We start from the raw sequence: 23,836 nt of genomic DNA, 5'->3' as shown, positions 1-23,836 counted from the left end.
AAGTCCAGGTAAAAGAGATAAAATATGTGCCTGGTGTTTCAAGCACATATTATTCAAGATATTATCCAAGGATATATCCTAAGCAAATCCGATTGAGAAAGCAATTCCCATATTTTATTGAATCCCACTCCAACTGTACTGCTTGCCACTATAACGTTTTTCGCCCTCTGTATCCTCATGCTTTTTCATAGCTAATTTTGCCCTATGTTTTATTATCAGGTAGACTCCAGCCATGCCCACAACAGTGTAGACTAGCCGCGAGATAAAGGACTTCTTTCCAAATATAGCCGCTACCAGATCAAAGTTCAGGAGCCCTACAAGACCCCAGTTAAGAGCCCCTATTATCGTTAGCAGTTTAGACGGAATGTATAGACTACCCATAGGCATCTTATTCATTTTATGCATCTTTGTCAAACCTCCCCACTGAAATAGAGCATTCACAAAGGACAGATCATTTTTTTCTGACTGGAGAAATCCAGGCTTTAGGATGATCTTATCATTTGCTCCCGTAAACAGTGTTGGAGCTAAGATATTATGAATCTATTCCTTAACATGGTTATCTGGTGTAAAAATAAATGAATTTTAGATTATCCCATCGATTGCAATATACTCAAAAGGGCTATAGTGAAATCTAAAAAAAGAGAAAAAGAGGAAATAATTATATTTTTAGCGTTTCAGGGCTGTCATCGGCCTCTTCAAGCCACTTGCAGCCTTCTTCCCTGTTGACTACTCCAACAGTGAATTCTATCCCGCTCTTTTCCACATACTCCCTGATCCTCTTCAGGGCATGGTCCACCATACCACCTGCTGTAAGGATAAGGCAACGCTTTCCACAAAGAGCCATCAGGATGGATTTGTCTATTACGCCTGAGGTAACATCAAGCCGGATCCCGTCATGCTCGGCAAGGGTTTTACTTTTCTTGCCCATTGCTCCTATAAAGACAATTTCTCCGTCCTTCAGAATCTGATTTACCTCTGGCAGGGAATAGCTATCAGTATCGTAAAGCAACACTCCGCCGGCTTTAATCCCTTTACGCTTCAGTTCAACAATAGCCCTGCCATCTGGATGGATATGCAGAACTGTGGCGTTAATAGCCTCATAAGGGGACTGAGTCGCATATTCCCCATACATAACTCCAATGTTCAGGTTATCTCCTTCTCTGACTCTCGGAGGGACATCAACCCACATAAGGTCCAGGGGTTTTAAAGTATTGACAAGTTCAGGTATGGTTTTTGGGGAGTTTTTACCATATGCAAGCCCTCTTCTTTCGATTTCATGATAAATCTCAAGGGTAGTGGGCTGGCGAAGGCTTGCTTTTTTAAGAAGCTCCTGTTCTCTGAAGACCTCTACGGGTGTTCCCTGCCCTATAAGTTTGCTGTTTGACATAAGGTATACATAGTCAGACCAGCGGTATGCCAGGTCCACATCATGCGTAGAGATGATGATAGTGCTTCCGAAGTGGTTTAATTCGTTTAGCAAGTCCATTATTTCATCTGCGCCAACCGGATCAAGGTTTGAAAGGGGTTCGTCCAGGATGATTACTTCGGGTTCCATCGCCATAATCCCGGCAATTGCAACTCTCTTTTTCTGCCCTCCGCTAAGGTGATGGGGAGGCTTGTCCTTCAAGCGGGAGAGTCCTACCTGCTCAAGGGCTTGCTGCACGCAGGCATCAACCCTTTCTTTTGAATAACCCAGGTTTGCCGGCCCGAAAGCTACATCCTGGTACACTGTGGGAGCAAAGATCTGGTCATCGGAATTCTGAAAAACAATTCCTATGGATTTTCGGATTTCCCTGAGGGACTTTGAATCGTATTTAATGGGAACTCCATGGAAAAGGACTTCCCCTTCGGCTGGCTTCAAGGTCCCGTTAAGGAGAAGAAAAAGTGTGGACTTTCCTGAGCCGTTTTGCCCTACAAAAGCTACCTTTTTTCCTTTTTTTATTTCTATGTTCAGGTCCTGGACAGCTGCAGTCCCGTCCGGATAGGTGTATTTAAGGCTCCTGGTCTCAAGAATAATCATTATCTGTTACCTCAAACAATGGATATGTTTTTTGTAAAATAAAATAGTGCAAGAGTCAAAAGAAAGTAGGCAGAGGTCAAAAGCAATTCTGTTGCTTTTACAGGCCTATGAACCTCGAAAAGAGTCATTTTTCCGTCATAGCACCTGGAATTCATAGCCAGGAAGAGTTTGTCCCCCTGTTCCCATGAACGGATAAAGAGAGTACTTGTAAGCATTCCCAGAGAATTAATAGAACGCCGAAAATTTGAATACCCGAGTCTTACAGTCTGAGCATACCTTATGCTAAGGGCCATGTCCAGGAAAACAAAAATGTACCTGTAGATCAGCATTGAAAGCTCTATAAGGGATTCAGGAAATCTGGAAGCCTTAAGCACGGCAAAGAGTTCTATCATAGGGGTTGTCAGTACAAGGAAGTAAAGGCAACACATCCCGCTTAAGGACCTTGAAAGGACCAGCAGGGCAAGTTCAAATCCATCTGTTCTTACCGAGAGTGGATAACCCAGCAATTTAAAGGCCAGCATCTCAGGCCCCGAACCTGAGAAGAAGGCAATTATAAGGACACTTACGACAGCAAAGCCCATGGGTGCCAGCAAGAGCTTGAAATAGAGTTGGGGAGGTGTCTTCCCCAGTCCAACTGTTGTCAGGCTCATGCAGAATGCTATAAAAAAAAGAGGAATAGGGGATGTGGCTGAAACTCCTGCAAGCAAACCGAAAAGAACTATTGCCAGTTTCAGCCAGTTATTTCGGTGCCTGAGGGGACTCATAAGGGCATAATCGTCAAGGATATTGGTCATATGTGAAACCCGCAGATAAGTAAATGAAAATCAAAAATTAAAGGTTAAAAATAAAAGGCAAAAGATAAAAGCTTTCCTCTCTCAGGAAGGAAAGCAAACATAAAATAAGAAGAGATTATAGAGAGTTCTTGTCGCCTTCGGATTTGTTTTTCCCTTTGTATCCCAGCCCATTTTCATAGTTTTTTTTGGCTCTGTAATAGCCAAAGAAGTAACCAATGACTCCTGCACCTATGGCTGCCTGCAGAGCAAAGAGCAGGCTTTCAATTTCCCCGCTTGGAGGCTCCCAGAGAGGTTGGGCAATGGGCTTGAAAGTCCCATTTGTAATTTCCCCAATAACACCCTCCGGCATGTCATCAGCTCCGCGGTATTCGGCATTCGTTGTAGAAGATATGTACACAAACTGAGCTGCAAAAATCAGGAGGATAGCAAGTACGATAATTTCCAGCTTCCTGCTCATGCAGAAAGCCCCCTGATCTTGCGAACAACCGAATCTTCGAGTACATGCATTTCAACAAGGATATCACTTTTTACTTCAACAACATACTTGAAGAGCAGGGCACTGACAGCACCTTCCACGATTGCCAGAGGCGCCTGGGTAAATGCAAAGACTGCAGCAAATTTGCCGAATGAACTGAGGAAAGCTCCAAAGGTAAGTACTCCTCCTGCAGGATATGCCAGGGCAAGCTGCGTAGAAGTCACCATGTAAGTAGCCCAGTCTCCGAGAGCTGCAGCCAGAAAGATAACAAGGTAGAAATTAATTTTGGCTTTCATTCCTGCTTTATATATAAGATACGACGCAACAGGGCCCACAATACCCATTGAAAATACATTTGCTCCAAGGGTCGTAAGTCCTCCGTGGGCGAGGAGAATAGCCTGATAGATAAGCACAATTGTCGAGAGAACTGCAGTAATCGCAGGTCCGAACATGATTGCGACAATACCGGTTCCTGTGGGGTGAGAACAACTTCCGGTTAATGAAGGCAGTTTCAGGGAGGACAGCACGAAAATAAACGCACCTGCAACAGCCAGGAGAGGTAATATCTCACGTTTTTCTTTTACCAGTCCGTTCAATTTATGGATTCCGTACATTATCACTGGGATAGATACTGCAAACCAGATCTGCCACCAGGGCGTCGGTAAAAAGCCTTCCATTATATGCATTGGATCACCATCGGGATATCAAGTAAATATTAATGAGCTTAAGACAAGTTAAATTGCGTTATTCCGTACATAAAGGTTACGGTGAAGTGGAAGCCGGCGACTGAGGGCTTATTAAAGATAGCCAAAGGTAATTATATGTGTAAGGTGTAAAAAAATATAGAGCAAAACAAGCTAACTTGAATCAATATTATGCAGAGATCCGAAAAATATCTCTGCTTCCTTTGATCATGCAATATAGTTTTATCCAGTACAGGTAATGGTACATCCAGTTCGACTACATCTACTTCAACTAAGGGCCTATCCGAAAAGTATTGTGACCTATTGTAACTTTTACAATTGGCAATATGCACAACTCAACCGATACTCGATATTATCACCTATTGTAATTTCTACAACATGCTATTATTGACTTTTCGGATAGACTTCTAATTCGTTCAATTTATACAATTTTTCGGCCAAACATTACTGCAAAATTATAGAACTTATATATGCAACTAACATCGCAAAAGCCTATTTCTTTAAGCCAATCTATTTGCTGATCTAATTTTGACTCCTTGTCATGCTTAATTCTTTCGTAACCAGCCAATATTTCTTCTTCTGGCAAGCCACTACCTTCGATATACTGTTTCCAAGTTGTCTTATTTAGATTTTCTATAAAAGGAGTTTCTCCATATACCAGATCAGCGTTAATAAAAATCCCACTTTGTTTAAGCAGAGAGTAACTTTTTTTATAAAAGTCCTTTTTTTCGTTGTCTTCCAAATGATGGATAGATAGTGCTGACGCTACCAGATCATATTCTTCCACGAAACCATACTTTGAATAGTCTCCGATAATGTATTTTACGTTTGGACTACTTCTGAATCGATCTTTTGCTATTTCCAGCATCTTCTCCGAGAGATCGATAAGGGTAAACGATGCTTTTGGATATTTCTCCATCAGAAATCCTGATAGAAGTCCTGTTCCGGCACCTACGTCCAATATTTTTGGAGTTTCTGTATTCACTGAGGCCACAGATACTGATACTCCATAAAAATCATCGAAGCAAGGTATAAACTTTTTTCTCTGTTCGTCATACTTTTCAGAAATCTCGTCAAAATTTCTTCGAATTTCGCTCATACTCCCTCCAGGTTTTTGCGCCCAGGACAGGTGCTTCTTTTCATTTATACTGAATATAATTCGTCATATACGTACTTTATTCACCTGCTGCCATCATGCCTGCGGAAATCCCCTTCTCAACAGCTATGTATCAGGCATGGTCTCGGTTCCAGGTTTTAGCGAAGCAATCGAAGAGGCTACGCAGGAATCTCTTGAGCAAAAAGAGCCTGAAAAACACAGCAGCAGTGGGAATAAAGGAAGTTCTACACCTGTGATTCAAAGTTCAGAGAGCAGCAATCAGACTGTTGTAGAGAGTAATGCAGGTTACGGAATTGATTCTTCGGAACCTGCGCCCCAGGATTCGAAATCGGTCGCTGACCCGGATTAAGTTGAAGGCTATGAGATGCAGAAAGATTCTATTGAAGAAAAAGAAAACGAAAATGAAAGTGAAGGTATGTCCTTCTCTGATTCGGACATTTTCGGAATTCTTTTCGTGGTAGCAGCAGTTGATGGAATTTATTTAGGGTTTTATAAAAAGAATATGTAAAAATCTAGTGAAAGAAGAGAGCTTTCATTTTATGCTCTTTTCTTTTCCGCTTCCTTTTTCTTTTTAATTTATTTCTTTTACCAAAATATTAACTCAGATTCACAATTTTGTAGCTATGAGTGAAACCATATTAAAGTAATTTCCACCCTCAGCTTCCATCATTCCAATATCTCTACGAGCATAGTCGTTATCACACGAAAGCCAATCCTGCCAGGATTCTTTTAAGCAATTTAATTCTTTGCATTCTTTAATACTTACCAAATCAGAGTTTTTCCATAAATTATGCCACCAATCACATAAGTGTAGAGTTAAATCCATCATCACACCAGCATGGTACTAATTCTGCTGGAACTCCGGTGGAAAACTGAAACTTTAAAAAATAGTCCTCTTGAGCGAAGCGAAAAGGACCCCATGCTCCCGAAGCGGAACTCGGGAAGTAGAACTCAGGCAACTTCACTGGCGTCGGGAGATTTCTCAGCACACTCTTGGGATTGGGTCTCCGGCGGGCACATCCACATAACGCATGCCTCCGAAGCGGTTCCTGAGGATTACTTCTCCTTTATTGTCCGCGGTAACTTCTCCTATAACTGTAGCATTCCTGCCGTAAGGGTGCTGCCTGAGAATCGAAATAACCTCTTCTTCAAAGCCGGATTTTACTCCGATAATTGCTTTTCCTTCGTTTGCAACCTCAAGGGGATCAAGTCCCAGCATCTCACAGGCTGCAGAAACTGCAGGGTTGAACGGAATCCAGTCTTCTTCAATAAGGATGCCTGCTCTGGATTTTGCCGCCATCTCGTTCAGGGAGTTTGCAAGCCCTCCGCGTGTCGGGTCTTTCATTGCCGTAATTACAGGCTCTCCCTGCGGGGTTCTGAGCTTCAGGAGAGGCTCAATGAGTTTCCAGAGTGGGGCTGAGTCCGAGACCAGCTCGGTATCAAAGTCAAAACCTTCCCTGTGGGCCATAAGAGAGATTCCGTGATCGCCAATGGTGCCTGTGACAAGGATTTTGTCTCCGGATTTAAGTCCTGAATCCCTGATAGGGTTATCTGTAATACCCAGGCCTGCAGTGTTCAAGATGATCGAATCCAGAGCCGTCTTTTCCATGGTTTTTGTATCGCCTGTGATTATGGGTACGCCAACTTCTGCTGCCGTCTCATCCATTGTTTTGATTATTTCTTCAAACTCCTTAAGTGAAAAGCCTTCAGGGACTATGATCGCACAGGTAAGGGCAAGCGGTCTTGCCCCCATAACCGTAAGGTCATTGATGGTGCCTGCAACTGCAAGCCTTCCTATATTGGTGTCCGGGAAAAAGGCAGGCGTTATCACATGGCTGTCGGTAGTCAGCACGAGTTCGGATGCAGAATTAAAATTCTCAAGCCTTACAGTGGACCCGTCGTCAAGGCTTTCAAGCCCTATCGAACCTGCGCTTTTATTGCGGAAGTTTTTAAGGATTATCTCGCCTATAAGTGCCTGCATGACCTCGCCGCCTGCACCGTGCTCAAGAGAAATGGTCTCGGATTTCATCTAAGGCTCCTTTTGTCCGCTTTTAAACTCTATTAAATTGACCTTATTCTTTCAAATTGACCTTAATTACTCTGTGCTTTTAAAAGTCCAAGCTCGATGAAACTAATCCAGGTCTCAAGACTTTCCCAGTCATGCTTTGAAGTCAGGATAACTGGCACGTCAGGATTTAAGGAAAGGATGTCGTCTCTCATTTTCTCGGCATTAACATCAACTGCATGTGCAATGTCAACTTTGTTTATGATTGCAAGTTCTGCAGTTTTGAAAATCATGGGGTGTTTGAGGATGATGTCGTCTCCTTCAGTAACGCTCACGATTACAACCCTCAGGTGTTCCCCAAGTTTGAAGTCCACAGGGCAGATCAGGTTGCCTACGTTTTCAATTATCAGGAGATCGGTATTTTCAAGATCGATTTCATCCAGAGCTTTTTCCACCAGCTTTGCGTCCAGATGGCACTCTTTTCCCGTATTTAGAGGAATTGTGGGCACTCCGAGTTTTCTGAAACGGGAAGCATCCATTTCTGCGATCACATCCCCTGCGATCACAGCTATTTTATATTTTTCTTTGAGGTGCTGGATTGCCTCCTCTATCAGAGTGGTCTTCCCTGACCCTATTGCTCCCATAACATTTACTGAGAAGACCTGATGTTTGTCAAGTTTCTTTCTGTTTTTTTCGGCAAGTTTGTCGTTTGCTTTGTAGACATCGTGTCCCATGTTGATTACATGCATTAACATAAACATCACTCGGGGGAATTACTTCTTATTTTTACTAGCTGCGATTCAATTTTCGTTTTCGGTTTCAATCTCTATGCTTTTAATGATCAGTTCTCTGCCGCCCGTGATACGGGCCTGCTCTCCGCAGATAGGGCATTTCATAGCAGCTACATAAGCAAGGAGTTCACTTTTGAGTTCACTACTTTCTCGTATCTGTTTTTCGTCCACTGTTCCCGTGTATCCGCACTCGCATTCAAGGGAAGGGGGCATCATTTCTACAACAAAATCCGCATCTTTGGCAATACTGTCATCTGCAATAGCCTTGAAACAGAAGCTAAGTTGTTCCGGATTCGTATGAGTCAACCTTCCCATCTGAAGGGTTACATGCTTAACTTCCGAGGCTCCGTGGGCCGTGGCAGTGGCTATTACCTGTTCGAAAATTTCACACGCAAGGGATAATTCATGCACGTCTGTTGCCTCCTTCTTCTCTTGAGTACCTGAACCAGTTGTAACACATGCCTTCCTGGCTTACCATACAGGGGCCTGCGGGATTTTTCGGGGTACAGTCCTTCCCGAAATTCGGGCATTGGGGAGGCTTCGCTTTTCCTGTAAGGATAGCTGCACAGATGCAGCGATTTTTGTCTTTTCTCCCGGCTTTCTTTCGGATATCCTCAAGAGCAGAGGCATATAGATCTTCGTGCTTCTTTGCTGCATCTTTTTCCTCAAACTCTTTCCTGAGCACAAGCCCCGAATTCTCTATTTTTCCGATACCTCTCCACTCAGAATCCGAAGTTTCGAACACTTTCTCCATTATTTTTATAGCAATCTGATTTCCCTCAGGTTTTACAGCTCTCGGGTAGCCATTGTCTACTCTTGAGATTCCTTCTTCTGCCTGTGTCTGTAACAGGTTTATTCCAAGGAGAATATCCCTTGCTTCAAACCCGCTTACGACAACAGGAAAGCCTTTTTCTGCAAGAGGTTCAAAAGGTCTTGTGCCTATTATGGTTGCCACATGCCCGGGAGCTATAAAGGCATCAACGTCTGCATCCCTGGCAAGGAGCTCGATTGCAGGAGGAGTTTGCTTCTGGGAGGCCAGGAGGCTGAAATTTTCGGGTGTATTTCTTAAAAGAGCAGCCGCATTTGCAGGAACCGTGGTCTCAAAGCCTATTCCAAAAAAGACTACTTCGAGTTCTGGCTTCTTTTCCGCAAAGGCAATTGCATCGTCAATGCTATAAACCATCCTTACGTTTGCCCCTTCAGACTTTACTTCCAGTAAACTTTCTGCCGAGCCCGGAACCCGCATCATGTCTCCGAAAGTGACGACCGCAGCTCCACTTTTTGCAAGGGCGATTGCAATATTAACATCTTCTTCAGGGGTAACACAAACCGGGCATCCGGGACCGCTTATTACTTCGATATTTTCCGGAAATACGCTTCTTAACCCATATTTTGCTATGGTCCGCTCGTGCGTTCCACAGACATGCATTATACGAAGCGGTATCTTCGAACCTCTTATTCTTTCCAGGAGCTTTTTTTCAAGTTCAGGAACTGCTGGCTTTGAAGGAGAATTACCGTTTTCCATTTTTATCAGCGTCCGTTTTCAGGTGGATTCAGTTTCAAAGGTGTCTGAATCGTCAAGTCCGGCGATCTGCTTGAGAAGACGCATCGTTTCTTCACTTTCTTCTTCCGATATTTCAGCTATTGCGTATCCAACATGGACAAGGAAGTGTTTTCCTATCATGGATTCATTGGCGCCTCCCATAAGGTCCATATTCACATCTCTGCAGATTCCGCCCATGTCGATCGTTGCAGTGTTCTCATTTACGATGGATTTTATTTTTCCGGGAATAGCTATACACATATTACCTCTAATTGTTTTCTTTCGAAATCTTATTAATTTATGAGGATTAACTTTTCGTGAGACCAATTCCCCTATTAAGCTTTTTACAAAAATTATTTTACAAAAGATATATATTTGTACGGTATATATATATCTACAGGTCTCAACTGAACAAAAGAAATCTCCAGTTTTACTACCTTAACCGGTTAAACAGCCTTCATCCCTTGCCTGTTTTCATTTTCCAACTGCTGCTTTTAAAGACTCGTTTTTTCTTTCTCCACTTGCCGCAAACAGAAAAATGGAAGTATCGTGAGCAAGAACCGGGTTCTACGTTTTGAAATAAATATATTCACAAAAATTGTTTTTCACAACTCTATAGTTCTATTTTATATTCTTTTTGTTTTCTTATTTCACTTGTATAATTTAAAGATGTTTTTTTGGCTTAATTTAGAATTTACTTTAGAGCTATTTTAGAAACCTAAAATTGCTCTGTCTGAATCTGAGTTATCTAAATTCTAAAATGTATGAAACAATTTGTATGTAAGTATTATTTATTCAATACCTTCAAGCAAAAAAATAAGCTTTTATAGCACTTCTTTTTGTTTTGAGTTTTTTCTTAAGCTCTCTCCAAAAGCATTGTGGGGAGGAGTTAACAGAGAAAATACCGGGCTAAAATATCTCAGCTTTTTAGCAAGGCAGAATATATGGGTTGCTAGAGGTTGCAACCAGGGGCTAATAGATATGCAGCGACTTGTTATGATGAAAATAAAGTCCAATTAATAAGAATCAAATCGACTGAATTATCCCTTCCAAACAAATGATTGTTTCTTTGCTATCCAAAATCTTTCTGCATTTTATCTTATTTTTATGCGTTTTCTCATAATACAAAAAATTTCTAAATATAATTTATAAATATGAATTCTTACTTTACCGGAGCTATCAACTTTTAAAATTAACTTGATTCTTTTAATCCTTTTTTCTCTTTCTAAGCTCATTAATTATCCTTGTCTGTGCAATATTGCTATATATTGTACATTAAAGAACATTATTAATTTAAAGAGCTCATTATATTTTTCCTTCTATTATATAGCCTTCAATCCAGCCAATTAATATATTTATCGGATTGTGTAAATAACCTTAAATACTATTCCTACATTGGAAACATTAGTGGTAAATTTATGTATACATTTATATAATTTCGGTGAACATTTATTCAATAATTTCTTTCAGATGTATTATTTTGGGTAAAATTAAGATGTGGTAGAGATGAGTACTGGAATGAAAAATCTTGTCCGTACACTGGACAGTGTGGACTTCTTAAAAATGGATCGACGCACTTTCATGAAAGCTGTAGGTATACTTGGAGCAAGTACAATCCTGGGCACCTACAAATCTGAAATTGTAAGTGCGCTTGAATTTGCAGAGACCAAGATTATCTGGCTGCACGGCTCCGAATGCACTGGCTGCTCCGAATCGGTCTTAAATGCAGGCAATCCTGACATTGTACAGGCACTACAAAAGCTCAATGTCAATCTTGCTTTCCATGAGACTCTTTGTGCACAGCAGGGAATCTGGAATGATGGTAAGCTTGTAAACACCTCCGAGCTTAACTCTGAGATTCTCCTCGAAGAACTTTACAAAGAAGGTAAGTATATCCTGGTCGTTGAAGGCTCAATTCCGAACGGTCCGGATGGTTCAGGACGCTACCTGGTTATTGGAAACAAGACTTTCAAGGAAACCCTTGGAGAGGCTGCAAAGAATGCCGTAGCTATCGTTGCAGTCGGGGCCTGTGCCTGCTGGGGAGGAATTACCAATGCAGCCAGCGATGTTGCCAAGGACACGGACTATAGAGGAGTAGCATATTCAAAAGCCGATGTAACAAAAGGCATGCTTAAAGAACTTGGCATCGATAAGCCCGTAATCAACATTCCGGGTTGTCCTGCTCATCCTGATTGGATACTTCTTACCGTGGGCGCGGTAATCCTGGGAAAGATAAAAGTTCCTGATGATCTTCCGGCCGTTCTGGACGAATACGGCAGGCCGAAGGTCTTCTTCCCTCCAGACCACACAGTGCACGAAAACTGTCCCCGCCGCGGATACTATGACCGCGGAGAGCTCGATACTGAGGTAGGCGGGCCAGGGTGCCTGTGGAAACTTGGATGCAAAGCTCCTTACGCCCATGCAGACTGTGGAATCCGCAGGTGGAACGGTTCAGTCAGTATGTGTACCCAGGCAGGAGGCCCCTGTATTGCCTGTGTCGAGCCGGGCTTCCCAGACACCTCAATGCCCCTGTATGTTGAACGTGAAGATGTAGGAATTGCCGGAACAAACATTGACACAGTAGCTAAGGTCGCAGTCGGTGCAGCTGCAGTTGTTGCTGGCGTACATGCTGTAAGGAGAATGAAGGAGTGAGTGAAAAATGGTAAACGTTACAGTTGATCCCTTAACCAGAATTGAAGGCCACCAACGCATATCCACTGAAGTAGATGCTAACGGTGTTATTACCGATGCCCAGTCATCTTCCCTTATATTCAGGGGTTTTGAACGCATTTTGCAGAATCAGGATCCAAGAGACGCAGCTTTTCTTACCCAGAGAATTTGTGGTGTCTGCCCTATTGCTCATGGAATGGCAGCCACAAATGCTCTTGACGATCTTTATGGCGTGGCTGATCACGTTCCAAAAGATGCTCTTATGATGAGGAACATTTTCCAGGGCCTGAACATGGTTGCAAGCCATGCAACTCATATATATATCCTCTTTGGCCCTGACCTTGCAAACCCGGCTTACAGAAATGTCCTTACAACACTGGGAGACGCCGGAAACGCAGTCTGGAAAGAGATGGTTGGAAGGTTTGCCCCAATCAGCTACAAGATGGATGGCGTGCCTATACCTGTGGGAAGTTCCTATCTTGCAGCAATTCCTGAAAAGAAACGCCTTCAGGAGGCTATCGCACTTATTGCCGGTAGAATGCCTGGTCCTTCATCCCTTTATCCAGGTGGATATACCTACCCGGCTAATGTCGCAGATATAACCAAACTTTCCACTTACTATCTGCAGGTCATGGACTTCGTATCCAAACATACTCTGAAAGTTCCATTCGATACCTGGATCGAAAATACCTATAAGGCAAGCTCTCCTCAAAAAGCAGTAAGCTTTGTTACTGAACACCTTAAGGGTCTTGTTGACAAATCCCTTGCTTCCAATGACTTCTCCAAAGACGCAGGTTGGGGAGATGTGGAATTCTATGCAGCTTTTGGTTCAGAACTTGTAGGCGAAACTCTGCTTGGCCTTCCAGCAAGCCTTAAACATGATACAATCGGTGGGTACAAGGATCCCTCAAAGATCTGCTTTGTTTCATATGGTGGATACTACAAGTACAAAGACGGATACGACCCGAGGAGCCCAGCAGGAGACCGTATTTTCACCTCAGGTGTGGTAACAGGAAAGCTCGAATATCAGGAATTTAATCCGGACAAGGTTACGGAGAGTACTGCTCACTCCTTCTACCAGAACAGTGCCAACGACTTCGCACCAGCAAAAGGTGAAACCGTTCCGTTTACGGATCCGAATAAAATCGTCTTCACAGGAGGTTCGGATAGCCAGTACAGCTGGGACAAGGCTCCGAGATACGACGGAATTCCAGGTGAAGTCGGGCCTCTTGCACGCATGTTAAATATAAAAGAGCCGCTCGTAACCGGACTTGCTCTGGCTTTCAATGAGAAAGGCTACTCTGCAGCTAATGTCTACACCAGAATGTTGGCTCGTATGCAGGAAATGGCAATTCTCGCATATGAACTTCTTAACTGGGTAACAGTTGACTATCAGCCGGGCGGCAAGATTTCCGTGCCTCTAGACTTTAATGCAGCTAAAAATAATCAGGGATTGGGCCTATGGGAAGCACCTCGTGGAGCTCTTGGTCACTGGATCTCTGCTGGCAGCGATGGAAAGGTTGCCAACTATCAGGCCATAGTTCCCGGTAGCTGGTTAATGTCCCCAAGAGACAGCAAAGGCATCCCTGGTCCGCTCGAACAGTCTCTCATTGGTTCAAAAATCAACCCAGTCGGAGGTGTCGATTATACCAATCCAGTTGGCATCTTCCATATGGGTAGGTCCTATGATCCTTGCATTTCATGTGCAGTCCACACCATTGACATAACCGGGAAAAACGCTCCAGCTACCCTAAGAATAGTATAAAGGAGATGACCCACAATGAAATCTAAAGACAACCGGTCAATGGTTGTTGAGCGCTATACCTTAACTGACAGGATAGCTCATACTGTCCATGCTATTGCGATGATAGTGCTCATCATCACCGGGTTAAAGATCTATACGGGATGGGACTTTATGAGTTTCCATACCGCCCGCGGGCTTCACATGATAATGGTTCCGTTCCTGCTTGCAGTGAACTGGATCCTTATCCCTTACAATATCTTCTCCGAAGGCCATGGGTTTCTGGGAAAAATTTCACACTTTACGGACCATTATATTTTCGGTCCTAAAGATGCAACTCGCATGGGTGGTATAATTGGTAACTTCTTCAGGAAAGGCCGATACCCTGCATTTTCCATCTATGATGAAGAAAAAGGCCACTATGAGACTAAACTTCACCCCTTAATGAAGATCCTGATTGTGCTTGAAGGTACGGCCATCTTCTTTATTGCGGTTTCAGGCATTGTTCTTTACAAGCTTGATTGGTCGCTTTTCGGCCTCCCTATAGGCTCATGGATCCTGTCTGCAGGAAGCCTTATTGCACCTGTATTCGACATGACTTCCCTGCAGTTCCTCAGGGCTCTTCACCTGCTGCTGACCTACTGGTTTGTCTTTGAACTGGTAATTCATGTGGGTATTCTGGAGCTTGATCCTCATGTCTGGAAGTACTACAAAGCTATCTTCTGGTCAGGAAAAGAAGACCTCTCAGACACTCACTATTCAGAGGTTATAGAGAAATATTCAAGGTTTGATGCTAAGGAATGCAAGCCTAAAAAACACTGATAAAGTTGTTAAAAATAAATCTTAACTGGAAAAGGTAATATAGGCATGTTCAAAAACCTGTATGCTTTTTAATTAAGTGAGAATATGTCTATATTACATGCTCCTGTCCGCATCCTTGGATTCGGAAGCCCATTAATGGGAAACGATGGTGTTGGCCTCAAAGTCATTGAGGTTCTTCAAAAAACGGAACTTGCAAGCCTCGAAGACCTTGACATAGAAGACGCAGGGGTCTGCGGACTCGACCTCCTTAATCTTCTCGACGGCGCCAGAAAGGTCATTATAGTTGATGCGATTCTGGCAGACAGCCCTGCAGGTTCGGTACACCGCATCGAAGGCAGGGATCTGCTAAACGGCACTGAATTTCACCCCCTGCTCTCGGTTCACGATCTGACAATTACAGATGTATTGAAGATTGGAGAACAGGTCCAAACCCTCCCGGAAATTGTTGTCATTGGGATTGAAATAGGAGTTGTGGTCACTGAAGCTACTCGGGAGATAAGTCCTGAGGTTCTCGAAGGTGTAGATGAGTCTATAAGGCTTATCAGGGAAGAGATTTCTTCCATACTTTAATTTTTTTCTTTCTATTATCTTATTTTTGCTAATTTTGTTTTTGTGAATGTGCTTTTGTTAATTTTATTTGATTCAAGAGATTTCTGGTAAAAGAAGCATATGCGAACTCTTAAAATAAAACATCTTGCAGTTTGTTTTAAGACTAGTTTTGCAAAATTAATGGAAGGGCAAAGAGCCCAAAAATCGATGCCATTGAAGTCGTCATATCTTTCTGATTTAAAATATTATTCTGTATTTAGCAACAGCTTAATGCCAAATACACTTCTATTCCTGATTCACTGGTTATTCGGATTTCCCAGGCACCCAGTTGCTATAGAGTTTCCATTCGATTAAAGAATCCTTACTGTCGGTCTCAATGTAAAATCTCCATATAAAGGGCTCTTCTATCGCGGAGAATTTAAAATCTACAAGAGTGTCAGGTAAAAGCAAAGATTCCTTGACTTCTCCTGTATTTGTCTTTATCTGGATATTTGATTCAGTGACATTCAGATTACTTACTTCAAGCCGTACCGATTTTCCAGCCTCAGCTTCAAAAGAAGAATTATCCCCACCCCAGGTTCCTGCAGTATGGAATTTACGTCCCTGACTATCAATTGTATTTGGTAGTTTACTCATAGGTGGAATCACGGGCTTGGTCACACGAACCGGCGTTTGTTCAGGCGGAACTGTTTGTGTCGTCAGGATCGGAGGTTCCGCTACCGGTGCATCTGGAGGTTGAGGTATTTTTACTGCAGGCCTCTCTACTGGCGGAGCATGGGGCACCTTTACTGGTGGGACTTCAGGTGCCCTTACCGGCTCAACCGGAGACGCTCTTGGTGATCGAACTGGAGATTCCGGGAATAATGGAGTCGAAACTTCCGATACCTGTGGTTCAGGTGCTGGTGAAACCGAAGGCTCTTCTACGTCAGTGATAAATTCTGCATCGAGACTTCCTATAGTGATTAATCCTATTACACCATCAACCTTCAGCCCGCGTGCTTCCTGGTAGCTTCTGACAGCCAGTTCAGTTTCGTCACCAAAGATACCGTTGGCTCCAACTTCGGGCACCGGAAAGCTCAAAAATATCAGAGCCTGTTGAACTTTTTCTACTGCAGATCCACTATCCCCTCTCTGAAGGAATCTTTCGTTGTCGTAACACGCCTGCAAAACTTCATCGCCTGCAAATCTCGGCGATCTTAAATCATGACCGTCCCCAATAGTCATATTCTATCCCCCATATTTGCTGCATAGTTTTCTTTTCTAAAATATACAGCCTTCACTATTAAATTCACTCTTAAACATGCTATAGCAAATATGCCATAGCCTTTAAATTTCGATAAATAAAGAAGGGTATTTAATTATATAAATTTTTATAAAACATGTATTTATTTAAAAAGTAGTTAGATTGGGCGTTAATTATAAAATTTCAACATATCTCTAAAGAAAGATGCATTCTTAGAATACCTGTTTTTTAGCACTCAAAGGTTATTTACAAAGCAAGTAGATAGGGATTATGATAGTCTTTTAATATATTAAGCCCTATCTTATATATATCTCTATATAAAAAGATTTGCGATAGTGGGGGAAATGGAACGAGTAATGAGAGCTTACTTGAAAAGTTTAAAAATCTCGATTTTATGAAGATGGATCGACGGACTTTTATAAAGGCTGTCGGGGTATTGGGGGCCTCACTGTTTTTACAAACATATAAAAGCGATATGGCAAAAGCCCTTGAGCTTTCGGAAACTAAAGTCGTATGGCTTCACGGAGTAATGGATAGTGGCTGTACCATATCAATGCTGGACGGAGGATCGCCTGATATCGTCGAATTCCTTCGGGTTTACAATCTCAAACTGCTCTATCATGAAGTTTTAATGATGCAGCAGGGAATTTTCGTGGATGGAAAACTCGCAAATACCAGTGAGCTGAACTCTGAGATCATGCTGGATGAAATCATGGAAAGGGAAAAAGGTTACGTTCTTGTCTCTGAGGGAGCAGTCGCGAACGGACCTCAAGGTTCCGGGAAATATCTTATGTACGGGGGCAGGCCCTATAAGGAAATTTACGAGAAAGTTGCGAAAAATGCCTCAGTAATTGTTGCAATCGGGCAGTGTGCAACTAACAGTGGGGTGAACGCTGCTAAGAGTGATATAGTTGAACTTCTGGATCCCCGTGGAATTGCCTTTACTATGGAAGATTCATCAAAAGGGATTGTAGACCTGCTTGGTATCAATACACCGGTTATCAATATTGGCGGTTGTCCTGCACATCCTGACTGGGTGTTTTTGACAATAGGCGCAGTTGTTCTGGGAAAGATAAAGATACCTGACGATTTGCCTTATGTACTGGATCGATGGAAGCGTCCAAAGGTTTTCTTCCCGCCTGACCATGTTGTCCATGATAACTGTCCTCGTCGCGGATACTATGACCGTGGAGAATTTGATCTGACAGTCGGTGGAGAAAAATGCCTATGGAAACTAGGGTGCAAGGGTCCTTATTCCCATGCCGATTGTGGTACTCGCCACTGGAATGGCCACCTTAATTTATGTCCGATGGCAGGTTCTCCCTGTATATCCTGTGTTGAACCTGGCTTCCCGGATTCATCAAGGCCTTTTTTCGTGGAAATTGAGAAAACAGGAATTTTAGGTACGAATATCAGTACTGTAGCAGGTGTGGCAATAGGAGGTGCTCTGCTTGCTGCAGGGGCTCACGCTGTCAGAAGAACTGTCCTGAAAAGACCTGAGGACGAGGAAGGCTTTGCCGAAGAAAGCGCTTCAGAGAAAACCGGAGGTGAAAAATAATGGTACAGGTCATTGTCGATCCTGTTTCGAGAATTGAAGGGCATTACAGGATCAATACCGAAGTTAATGGGGAAGGCGTGATTACTGATGCCCAGAGTAATGGCTTGCAGTTAAGGGGGTTTGAAAGGCTTTTTCAGAAGCATGATCCCAGGGATGCAGCACTTCTGGTCCAAAGGATCTGTGGGGTCTGCCCGGTAAGCCATGGCATAACTGCAGCAAATGCCCTGGACGAACTTTTCGGGGTTGCAGGAGAGGTTCCCAAAAACGCTCTTGTAATGCGAAACATTCACCAGAGCCTGAATTACATAGCCAGCCATGCAGCCCATATCTACGTACTCTGGGGTCCTGATCTTGCAAACCCGGCTTATCGTGATATCCTGGCAAAATACGGGGATGTTGGAAATGCAGTATGGAAAGAACTCCAAGGACGTTTTGCACCTTTGATTTATCAGCTTAACGGTATCAGTTATCCGGCTGGTTCATCCTATCTCGGTGCTATAGGGGAATTTCGCCGCTTGCACGAAGCCATTTCTCTGATAGCTGGCAAGATGCCTCATCCGGTTCTTCAAAATGTTGGGGGAGTAGTTTATTCTCCGACGGTTGCTGATATCGGGCAAATTGTAGGCTATGTATCGAAGACGATGGAGTTCATTGAAGCATTTACTCTTGGGGTCTCTCCCGATACCTGGATTGAAAATACTTACAGAGCTTCTTCTCCTCAAAAAGCTGTTAATTTCGTGATTGAACGCCTGCAGGAACTTCTGAATAAATCCCTCGTCAGCAAGGACTTCTCACACTCTGCAGGCTGGGGAGATGTCCCGCTCTTTGCGGCTTTTGGCTCGGAGCTGGTAGGAGAAAAGCTTCTTGGTCTGCCTATCAGTATGAAAATGGACCTTGCAGGTACTTACAAAGATCCCGATAAGATCGGTTTTCTTTCTTACGGAGTTTTCTTCAGGCCTGAGAAAGGTGATGGATATGACCCCACAAGTCCTGCGGACAGCAGAGTTATTCCTTCCGGCTATATGAATGGCTATTTCAAGCTTGAGAAATTCGACTACAGGAAGATCTCAGAAAGTATTAGCCACTCCTTTTACATTGACGACATAAAAGATCGTCCTCCCTGGAATGGGGCTACAGTTCCGGAAGGAGATCCTGAAAATATCGATTATACAAAAGGATCGAAGAGCCGCTACTCATGGGCAAAAGCCCCTCATTATGATGGAATTCCGTGTGAGGTCGGTCCCCTTGCTCGTATGATGATTATGGGAGAACCTCTTGTTACGGGATTGGTAAAAACTTTTCAAGATAACGGCTACTATCCTGTCAACAACTATACCCGCATGATTGCAAGAATGCAGGAAATTCTTGTAGTGGTTCCACAACTTATGAAATGGCTCACACAGGATCTTCAGGCAGGCGGAAAGGTCGCTGTGCATACCGATCTTTCCATGGCAAAGAGTTCTGCAGGAATGGGTTTATGGGAAGCTCCGCGAGGGGCCCTGGGACACTGGATTGCCACAGGGACGGATTCCATGGTAACCCTTTACCAGGCTGTGGTTCCGAGTACCTGGAACCTTGCTCCCAGGAATTCGCAGGAAATTCCAAGTCCTGTTGAGCAGGCTCTCATAGGCACCAAAATTTCAGCTGCCGAAAATGCACTTGGAGTGGATTATTCGAATCCTCTAGGAATCCTGCATACAGCTCGCTCCTATGATCCCTGCCTGGCATGTGCAGTGCATACAATTGATAAAACCGGAAAGCATCCGGACTACAATATAAGGGTGATATAAGGGTGATTTAAAGGAGGTTGGAAGTATGGTACGATCTACTCAAAGACCCGCTTCCGGGAGAGTAATTGTTGAGCGCTATACCTGGCTTGAGAGGGTTACCCATCTGGTGCACCTTGTAGCTATGCTAACCCTTATTTTCACAGGGTTTAAAATCTACTTTGGCTGGGATTTCATGTCTTTTCAAATAGCTCGGACTCTGCATATGATTGCTGTACCTTTTTTCCTCGTCGCAAACTGGATTCTGGTTCCTTACAATATTTTTTCCTGCAAAGGAGAAAGATGTGGTGTCAGAGACCGGATAGGGCATTTCAAGGAATCTTATTTGTTTGGAAAAGATGATGCAGAACGCCTTATTGATATAGTCAAAAATTTTTTTGGAAAAGGCAGGTATCCGGCTTTTACGATTTATGACGAGCGCAAGGGACATTATGTTACAAAACTTCATCCCATGCTCAAGCTGCTTATTATTTTTGAAAGCACTGCAATCCTCCTGATAGCAATTACAGGCGTAGTGCTTTACAGTATCAACTGGACTCCTCTCGGACTTCCAATTGCAGAATGGATACTCTCCGTCGCATGGTACTTTGCGCCGTTGCTTGGTATTGAGGCTTTAGGGCTAATCCGTTTAATACATTTGCTTGCAGGTTACTGGTTTGTTTTTGAACTCGTGGTTCATGTAGGAATTCTTGAACTCGATCCGAATGTCTGGAAGTACCACAGGGCAATTTTCTGGTCAGGAAAAGAGGATCTTTCAGACAGGCATTTTGTCAAAGTAATTGAGGAGACCGATCAAAAAAGAGCAACAAGAGAACACTGATACAAGATCAACAAGAGAACACTGATACTATATTCTAATACTTTATATATTTATTATGTCTATGGATATACAAATGATTATATACTAATCTATCATTATTATATATGGTAATTCTGATGTATGGGCTAGGGGAAGTTCGAAGAAGAATTAACCCGATGATCATTATCAACCTTTTGATTCTTTTCTTTTTGGTACTGCTGGGGCTGATTGTGGTTGAGTTAATTCTTAAAAGTTTAATAATTTATAGCCCTTTTTGAAAGTTCTCGGCTTTTCTTTTATTTCACTCTTTTATTTTATCTCTTTACTTCACTCTTTTATTTCATCTTTTTGTCTTCCTGCGTTCCATTTTTTATTTTTCTCATACGACCGAAATCCTTATTGTAAAGCCCGCGTTATGGCAGGGGTATGGAAATGCAAAGGGAAATCCAGATAATCTGCGGAGCTGTGCGGATCCCGAATCTTTCCGGCTTTCTGAAATCAGTAAGTTCTATCGCTTCCGAAAACGAAGTCATTGCCCAGGGTTTGAACGCAGATCTGATCGCAGGTGAAAGACATCTTCATTTTGCAGTAGGAAAGGCACTCAGAGCATTAGCTGCAGGCAAAAACATAGCAAAAGATCCCGGAATTGAGATTATGCGTTATGCAGCCGGAGAAAGGCAGATCGAGAGGAGTTTTTCTATAGGGTTGCATGAAGGTGAAAACAATACTGCTTTCGTGCTGCTTGGAAAAATGGACAATCTGGTTCTGGCTCTTTCTGCCATCAGAGAATTAATAGAGGAAAAATCATGTTCTGAGCTGCTTGCTTATTCCGATGCCAAAAGGCAGGGAATCCTTTCCTTGTTCGGGATTACTGATGCAGAAATTGAAGCTGCAGGGGAGGAATATATTCCTGAACTCGTTATTGAAAGAGTGGCGCTGGCAGATTTTTTAAAGTAAGTCTCCTACTTTTTTAATGGGATATCAATTTTTAGGGATTTTGGGTCGTGTCCATGAGTCATTGATTAATTCCGAAAAAGCAAGTACACCCTCCATATTTGAATAAATTCTAGATAAATCCTTCTGCTTATGGTTTTCAATAACTCACGCCCACTACCGGATTTTGATACGTGAGGAATTCCACGTTCATTGAATAACATCAAATTCTGTTATTTTTACTACTCCAAACTCTAAAAATTAATACACGGTTTGATTCGCTCTCATCCGTGTATAATTCTGTTGTTCTGCGCTAATCCTCACATCAATTCCTGAATTGTTGAAACTATCAATTGTTATCACAGAATCCCTCGTATCTTCATAAGTCATGCTTACGGCATCACCTATGTTTGTAAGGGCTGCCTCTGGATATTGAGAAACTGGAATTTCAAAGATGATGTTTGAATTATTGAGGTAAATTAGCCTGTAATCAAGGTTATTTGCTGAAATAATACCTGAGATCCTATTCACAATTCCAGTAATATTCCCTATGGCACGTGAACTCGTTATAGCGAAGTTGTACCCGTTTTCATTCAGGTATCTTCTATACCCCTCAAAGGCAGTTGCCTTAGTATTCCCAAGAGAAACATGTCCTGTTATAGCATCTACAATTCCTATTTCTTGGAATATTTCTCCATTATCCGAAGATGCAGCTATCGGAACAACATAAGCTAACCTTCCTGAACAATCATAGGGTATAGGTGCGCTGCTATGATAATTTTTGAAATTCGACACTGAAGCATTTACTGCATCCATAACAGCCTGTTCATTCCATCCATTCATCCTGTACAGATTGACAGTCCCATCTCTCGAATTTACTAATACTATGCTCGTTAGAGATTGATCCTTTGATGAGGAAGAAGTCATTCCAGCAAACCAATATGCTTGCCCATTGTTTCCATGTATTAACCACATATCCTCAGAACTAACAACATTGACGTCTTTCTCTGTAATTACTGAATTTAACCAACCGTGAACATATTTGCCATACCAACTAAGATAATTCCTAGCAAGTTCTTCAGGCATGACTCTATCAACCCATTCAGGCGCGTTCCCAAGAGAATACTCTGTAATATCCCCATTTTCAGGATCGATAACTGTAACTCCTTTAACAACATCTCCACCATTAAGCACTGATGGAGTTGTTAAGCTTACTACCCAACGCGGCTGAAGTTTATCTGTAACTTCAAAATTAATATCTTTTAATTCGACATTCTGATAGCCATTTGAATAAAGATGTCTGATAATATAATCACCTAAAAATGAGGAGGTCATATACTTCATTTTATAGCCAGTGTAAAGTTTTGCAGGTGCAGAAGGATCTTCAGCATCTACCATTATGAAGCCGGGTGATGTTTTTGCACTCCACCACTTAAAAATATCTCTAAACTCTAAAGGAGCAACCCAGTACAATCGACCATTTACATTTTGGATCGTAAAATCATTCTGTTTTACTTCAAACTGGCTACCTAAATTCTGCTCACTGCTTCCAATTACTTTATTTCCTAGGTAATAAGCCATGGATTGATCAACAATTCTCATATTCTGAGCATCGATAGGGGCAAAATTAGATCCTTGAGAAATGTTATTATAAACTTTTACTTGGGGAATATCATGTAACTGTTGATTATACAAAATCGGAGTGGCTAGTAAGTATATAAAAACCCCAAGTATTGCTATTATTTTTAATGCCTGAATTCCAATTTCTATATTATCTGAATTACTCGATATACCTATGGATATATAAAGTGCCGAAATTATAAGTATTGGTATTGCTGCGACTATGTAGTACCCGCCTAATATGCCAACAAAAGCAGGAGTGAACAAATATAAGTATACATAAATTAATATAGTTCCAAAAATGGCAGTAATTCCGTAATATTTGAGTGTTTTCTTTAGACTAAATTTTTTGTCCTTAAACCCCAAGAAAAATGAAGCTATGAGAGCTACAATAATTGATTCTACTAGCATATTTTTTACCTCATTAAAATACTATTATCTAAATATGTAAGGGTTTTATTTCCCCCTGAATTAAAATCAACACTCATATTATCCCCGGTAATAATTTTCTGAAACTGCATCCCGAGTTTCTCGTCAGCTTCTCTTTCGCACTTTACTCTATCTTTTACATTTTATTTCTCTTCACACCTTACTTTTCTTTCACACTTTACTCCATCTTTTGCATTTTATTTCTCTTCACACCTTACTTCTCTTTCACACTTTAC

The 23,836-nt window shown here is 42.3% G+C and carries 24 protein-coding genes; 10 read left to right on the top strand and 14 right to left on the bottom strand.

What is annotated here, in order from left to right; genetic code table 11:
• Positions 1–114: 114 nt before the first annotated feature.
• The 6 genes from RG963_RS00995 to RG963_RS00970 form a co-directional block, all read right to left on the bottom strand.
• Positions 115–405: a DUF378 domain-containing protein gene (locus RG963_RS00995; RefSeq protein WP_310574406.1), complete on the bottom strand. Its 291-nt coding sequence runs from the start codon at positions 403–405 to the stop codon at positions 115–117.
• 253 nt (positions 406–658) lie between these two features.
• The gene (locus tag RG963_RS00990) at positions 659–2,020 is read right to left on the bottom strand and encodes an energy-coupling factor ABC transporter ATP-binding protein (RefSeq protein WP_310574405.1); all 1,362 of its coding nucleotides are present in this window, start codon (positions 2,018–2,020) and stop codon (positions 659–661) included.
• An 11-nt stretch (positions 2,021–2,031) separates the two neighbouring features.
• Positions 2,032–2,814: a cobalt ECF transporter T component CbiQ gene (gene cbiQ, locus RG963_RS00985; RefSeq protein WP_310574404.1), complete on the bottom strand. Its 783-nt coding sequence runs from the start codon at positions 2,812–2,814 to the stop codon at positions 2,032–2,034.
• Positions 2,815–2,929: 115 nt separating this feature from the next.
• Positions 2,930–3,271, bottom strand: a complete 342-nt coding sequence (locus RG963_RS00980) for an energy-coupling factor ABC transporter substrate-binding protein (RefSeq protein ID WP_310574403.1) — start codon at positions 3,269–3,271, stop codon at positions 2,930–2,932.
• A complete protein-coding gene (locus tag RG963_RS00975) occupies positions 3,268–3,975 on the bottom strand; it encodes an energy-coupling factor ABC transporter permease (RefSeq protein ID WP_310574402.1) in 708 nt (235 codons plus the stop codon). The genes RG963_RS00980 and RG963_RS00975 overlap by 4 nt, the downstream gene beginning before the upstream one ends.
• Before the next feature lie 439 nt (positions 3,976–4,414).
• The gene (locus tag RG963_RS00970) at positions 4,415–5,092 is read right to left on the bottom strand and encodes a class I SAM-dependent methyltransferase (RefSeq protein WP_310574401.1); all 678 of its coding nucleotides are present in this window, start codon (positions 5,090–5,092) and stop codon (positions 4,415–4,417) included.
• A 136-nt stretch (positions 5,093–5,228) separates the two neighbouring features.
• Here RG963_RS00970 and RG963_RS00965 point away from each other — a divergent pair, with 136 nt between their 5' ends.
• Together RG963_RS00965 and RG963_RS00960 are read left to right on the top strand one after the other, a co-directional pair.
• Positions 5,229–5,459, top strand: a complete 231-nt coding sequence (locus tag RG963_RS00965) for a hypothetical protein (RefSeq protein WP_310574400.1) — start codon at positions 5,229–5,231, stop codon at positions 5,457–5,459.
• Positions 5,460–5,474: 15 nt separating this feature from the next.
• The gene (locus tag RG963_RS00960) at positions 5,475–5,618 is read left to right on the top strand and encodes a hypothetical protein (RefSeq protein WP_310574399.1); all 144 of its coding nucleotides are present in this window, start codon (positions 5,475–5,477) and stop codon (positions 5,616–5,618) included.
• A gap of 99 nt (positions 5,619–5,717) precedes the next feature.
• Here the strand turns inward: RG963_RS00960 and RG963_RS00955 are convergent, their stop codons facing one another.
• The 6 genes from RG963_RS00955 to RG963_RS00930 form a co-directional block, all read right to left on the bottom strand.
• Positions 5,718–5,939, bottom strand: coding sequence for a hypothetical protein (locus RG963_RS00955; RefSeq protein WP_310574398.1), 222 nt, complete (start codon positions 5,937–5,939; stop codon positions 5,718–5,720).
• Between the two features lie 153 nt (positions 5,940–6,092).
• Entirely contained in the window at positions 6,093–7,139 is a 1,047-nt protein-coding gene (gene hypE, locus RG963_RS00950; RefSeq protein ID WP_310574397.1) for a hydrogenase expression/formation protein HypE, read from the bottom strand.
• Between the two features lie 62 nt (positions 7,140–7,201).
• Positions 7,202–7,864, bottom strand: a complete 663-nt coding sequence (hypB, locus tag RG963_RS00945; protein ID WP_310574456.1) for a hydrogenase nickel incorporation protein HypB — start codon at positions 7,862–7,864, stop codon at positions 7,202–7,204.
• Positions 7,865–7,915: 51 nt separating this feature from the next.
• A complete protein-coding gene (gene hypA, locus RG963_RS00940; protein ID WP_310574396.1) occupies positions 7,916–8,317 on the bottom strand; it encodes a hydrogenase maturation nickel metallochaperone HypA in 402 nt (133 codons plus the stop codon).
• Positions 8,310–9,431: a hydrogenase formation protein HypD gene (gene hypD / locus RG963_RS00935; RefSeq protein ID WP_310574395.1), complete on the bottom strand. Its 1,122-nt coding sequence runs from the start codon at positions 9,429–9,431 to the stop codon at positions 8,310–8,312. Before hypD ends, hypA begins: the two co-directional genes overlap by 8 nt.
• A gap of 18 nt (positions 9,432–9,449) precedes the next feature.
• On the bottom strand, positions 9,450–9,710 hold the full coding sequence (locus RG963_RS00930) for a HypC/HybG/HupF family hydrogenase formation chaperone (RefSeq protein ID WP_310574394.1): 261 nt from the start codon (positions 9,708–9,710) through the stop codon (positions 9,450–9,452).
• Positions 9,711–10,955: 1,245 nt separating this feature from the next.
• Between RG963_RS00930 and RG963_RS00925 the strand changes: the two genes are divergently transcribed.
• The 4 genes from RG963_RS00925 to RG963_RS00910 all read left to right on the top strand — a co-directional run bounded on the left by RG963_RS00925 (position 10,956) and on the right by RG963_RS00910 (position 15,252).
• On the top strand, positions 10,956–12,101 hold the full coding sequence (locus tag RG963_RS00925) for a hydrogenase small subunit (RefSeq protein WP_310574393.1): 1,146 nt from the start codon (positions 10,956–10,958) through the stop codon (positions 12,099–12,101).
• Positions 12,102–12,108: 7 nt separating this feature from the next.
• Positions 12,109–13,884: a nickel-dependent hydrogenase large subunit gene (locus tag RG963_RS00920; RefSeq protein WP_310574392.1), complete on the top strand. Its 1,776-nt coding sequence runs from the start codon at positions 12,109–12,111 to the stop codon at positions 13,882–13,884.
• 15 nt (positions 13,885–13,899) lie between these two features.
• On the top strand, positions 13,900–14,682 hold the full coding sequence (locus RG963_RS00915) for a cytochrome B (RefSeq protein WP_310574391.1): 783 nt from the start codon (positions 13,900–13,902) through the stop codon (positions 14,680–14,682).
• An 84-nt stretch (positions 14,683–14,766) separates the two neighbouring features.
• Positions 14,767–15,252, top strand: coding sequence for a hydrogenase maturation protease (locus tag RG963_RS00910; protein ID WP_310574390.1), 486 nt, complete (start codon positions 14,767–14,769; stop codon positions 15,250–15,252).
• A 282-nt stretch (positions 15,253–15,534) separates the two neighbouring features.
• On the opposite strand, the gene RG963_RS00905 is transcribed toward RG963_RS00910, so the two are convergent.
• Positions 15,535–16,455: a peptidoglycan-binding domain-containing protein gene (locus tag RG963_RS00905; protein ID WP_310574389.1), complete on the bottom strand. Its 921-nt coding sequence runs from the start codon at positions 16,453–16,455 to the stop codon at positions 15,535–15,537.
• A 413-nt stretch (positions 16,456–16,868) separates the two neighbouring features.
• On the opposite strand from RG963_RS00905, the gene RG963_RS00900 reads away from it, so the two are divergent.
• From RG963_RS00900 to cgi121, 4 genes are all read left to right on the top strand, one after another.
• Positions 16,869–18,032, top strand: coding sequence for a hydrogenase small subunit (locus tag RG963_RS00900; protein ID WP_310574388.1), 1,164 nt, complete (start codon positions 16,869–16,871; stop codon positions 18,030–18,032).
• Positions 18,032–19,822 carry a nickel-dependent hydrogenase large subunit gene (locus tag RG963_RS00895; protein ID WP_310574387.1) on the top strand — a complete coding sequence of 597 codons (1,791 nt, stop codon included), beginning with the start codon at positions 18,032–18,034 and terminating at the stop codon, positions 19,820–19,822. The genes RG963_RS00900 and RG963_RS00895 overlap by 1 nt, the downstream gene beginning before the upstream one ends.
• 25 nt (positions 19,823–19,847) lie before the next feature.
• Positions 19,848–20,639, top strand: coding sequence for a cytochrome B (locus tag RG963_RS00890; RefSeq protein ID WP_310574386.1), 792 nt, complete (start codon positions 19,848–19,850; stop codon positions 20,637–20,639).
• Between the two features lie 405 nt (positions 20,640–21,044).
• Positions 21,045–21,575, top strand: a complete 531-nt coding sequence (gene cgi121 / locus RG963_RS00885) for a KEOPS complex subunit Cgi121 (protein ID WP_310574385.1) — start codon at positions 21,045–21,047, stop codon at positions 21,573–21,575.
• A gap of 237 nt (positions 21,576–21,812) precedes the next feature.
• Here the strand turns inward: cgi121 and RG963_RS00880 are convergent, their stop codons facing one another.
• Entirely contained in the window at positions 21,813–23,582 is a 1,770-nt protein-coding gene (locus RG963_RS00880) for a hypothetical protein (protein WP_310574384.1), read from the bottom strand.
• Between the last annotated feature and the right edge of the window lie 254 nt (positions 23,583–23,836).

Origin of the sequence: Methanosarcina baikalica (assembly GCF_031461075.1) — an archaeon.
Lineage (GTDB): Archaea > Halobacteriota > Methanosarcinia > Methanosarcinales > Methanosarcinaceae > Methanosarcina > Methanosarcina baikalica.
Note: the sequence above shows the minus strand (reverse complement) of the source record. Positions and strands in the feature narration are given on the sequence as shown.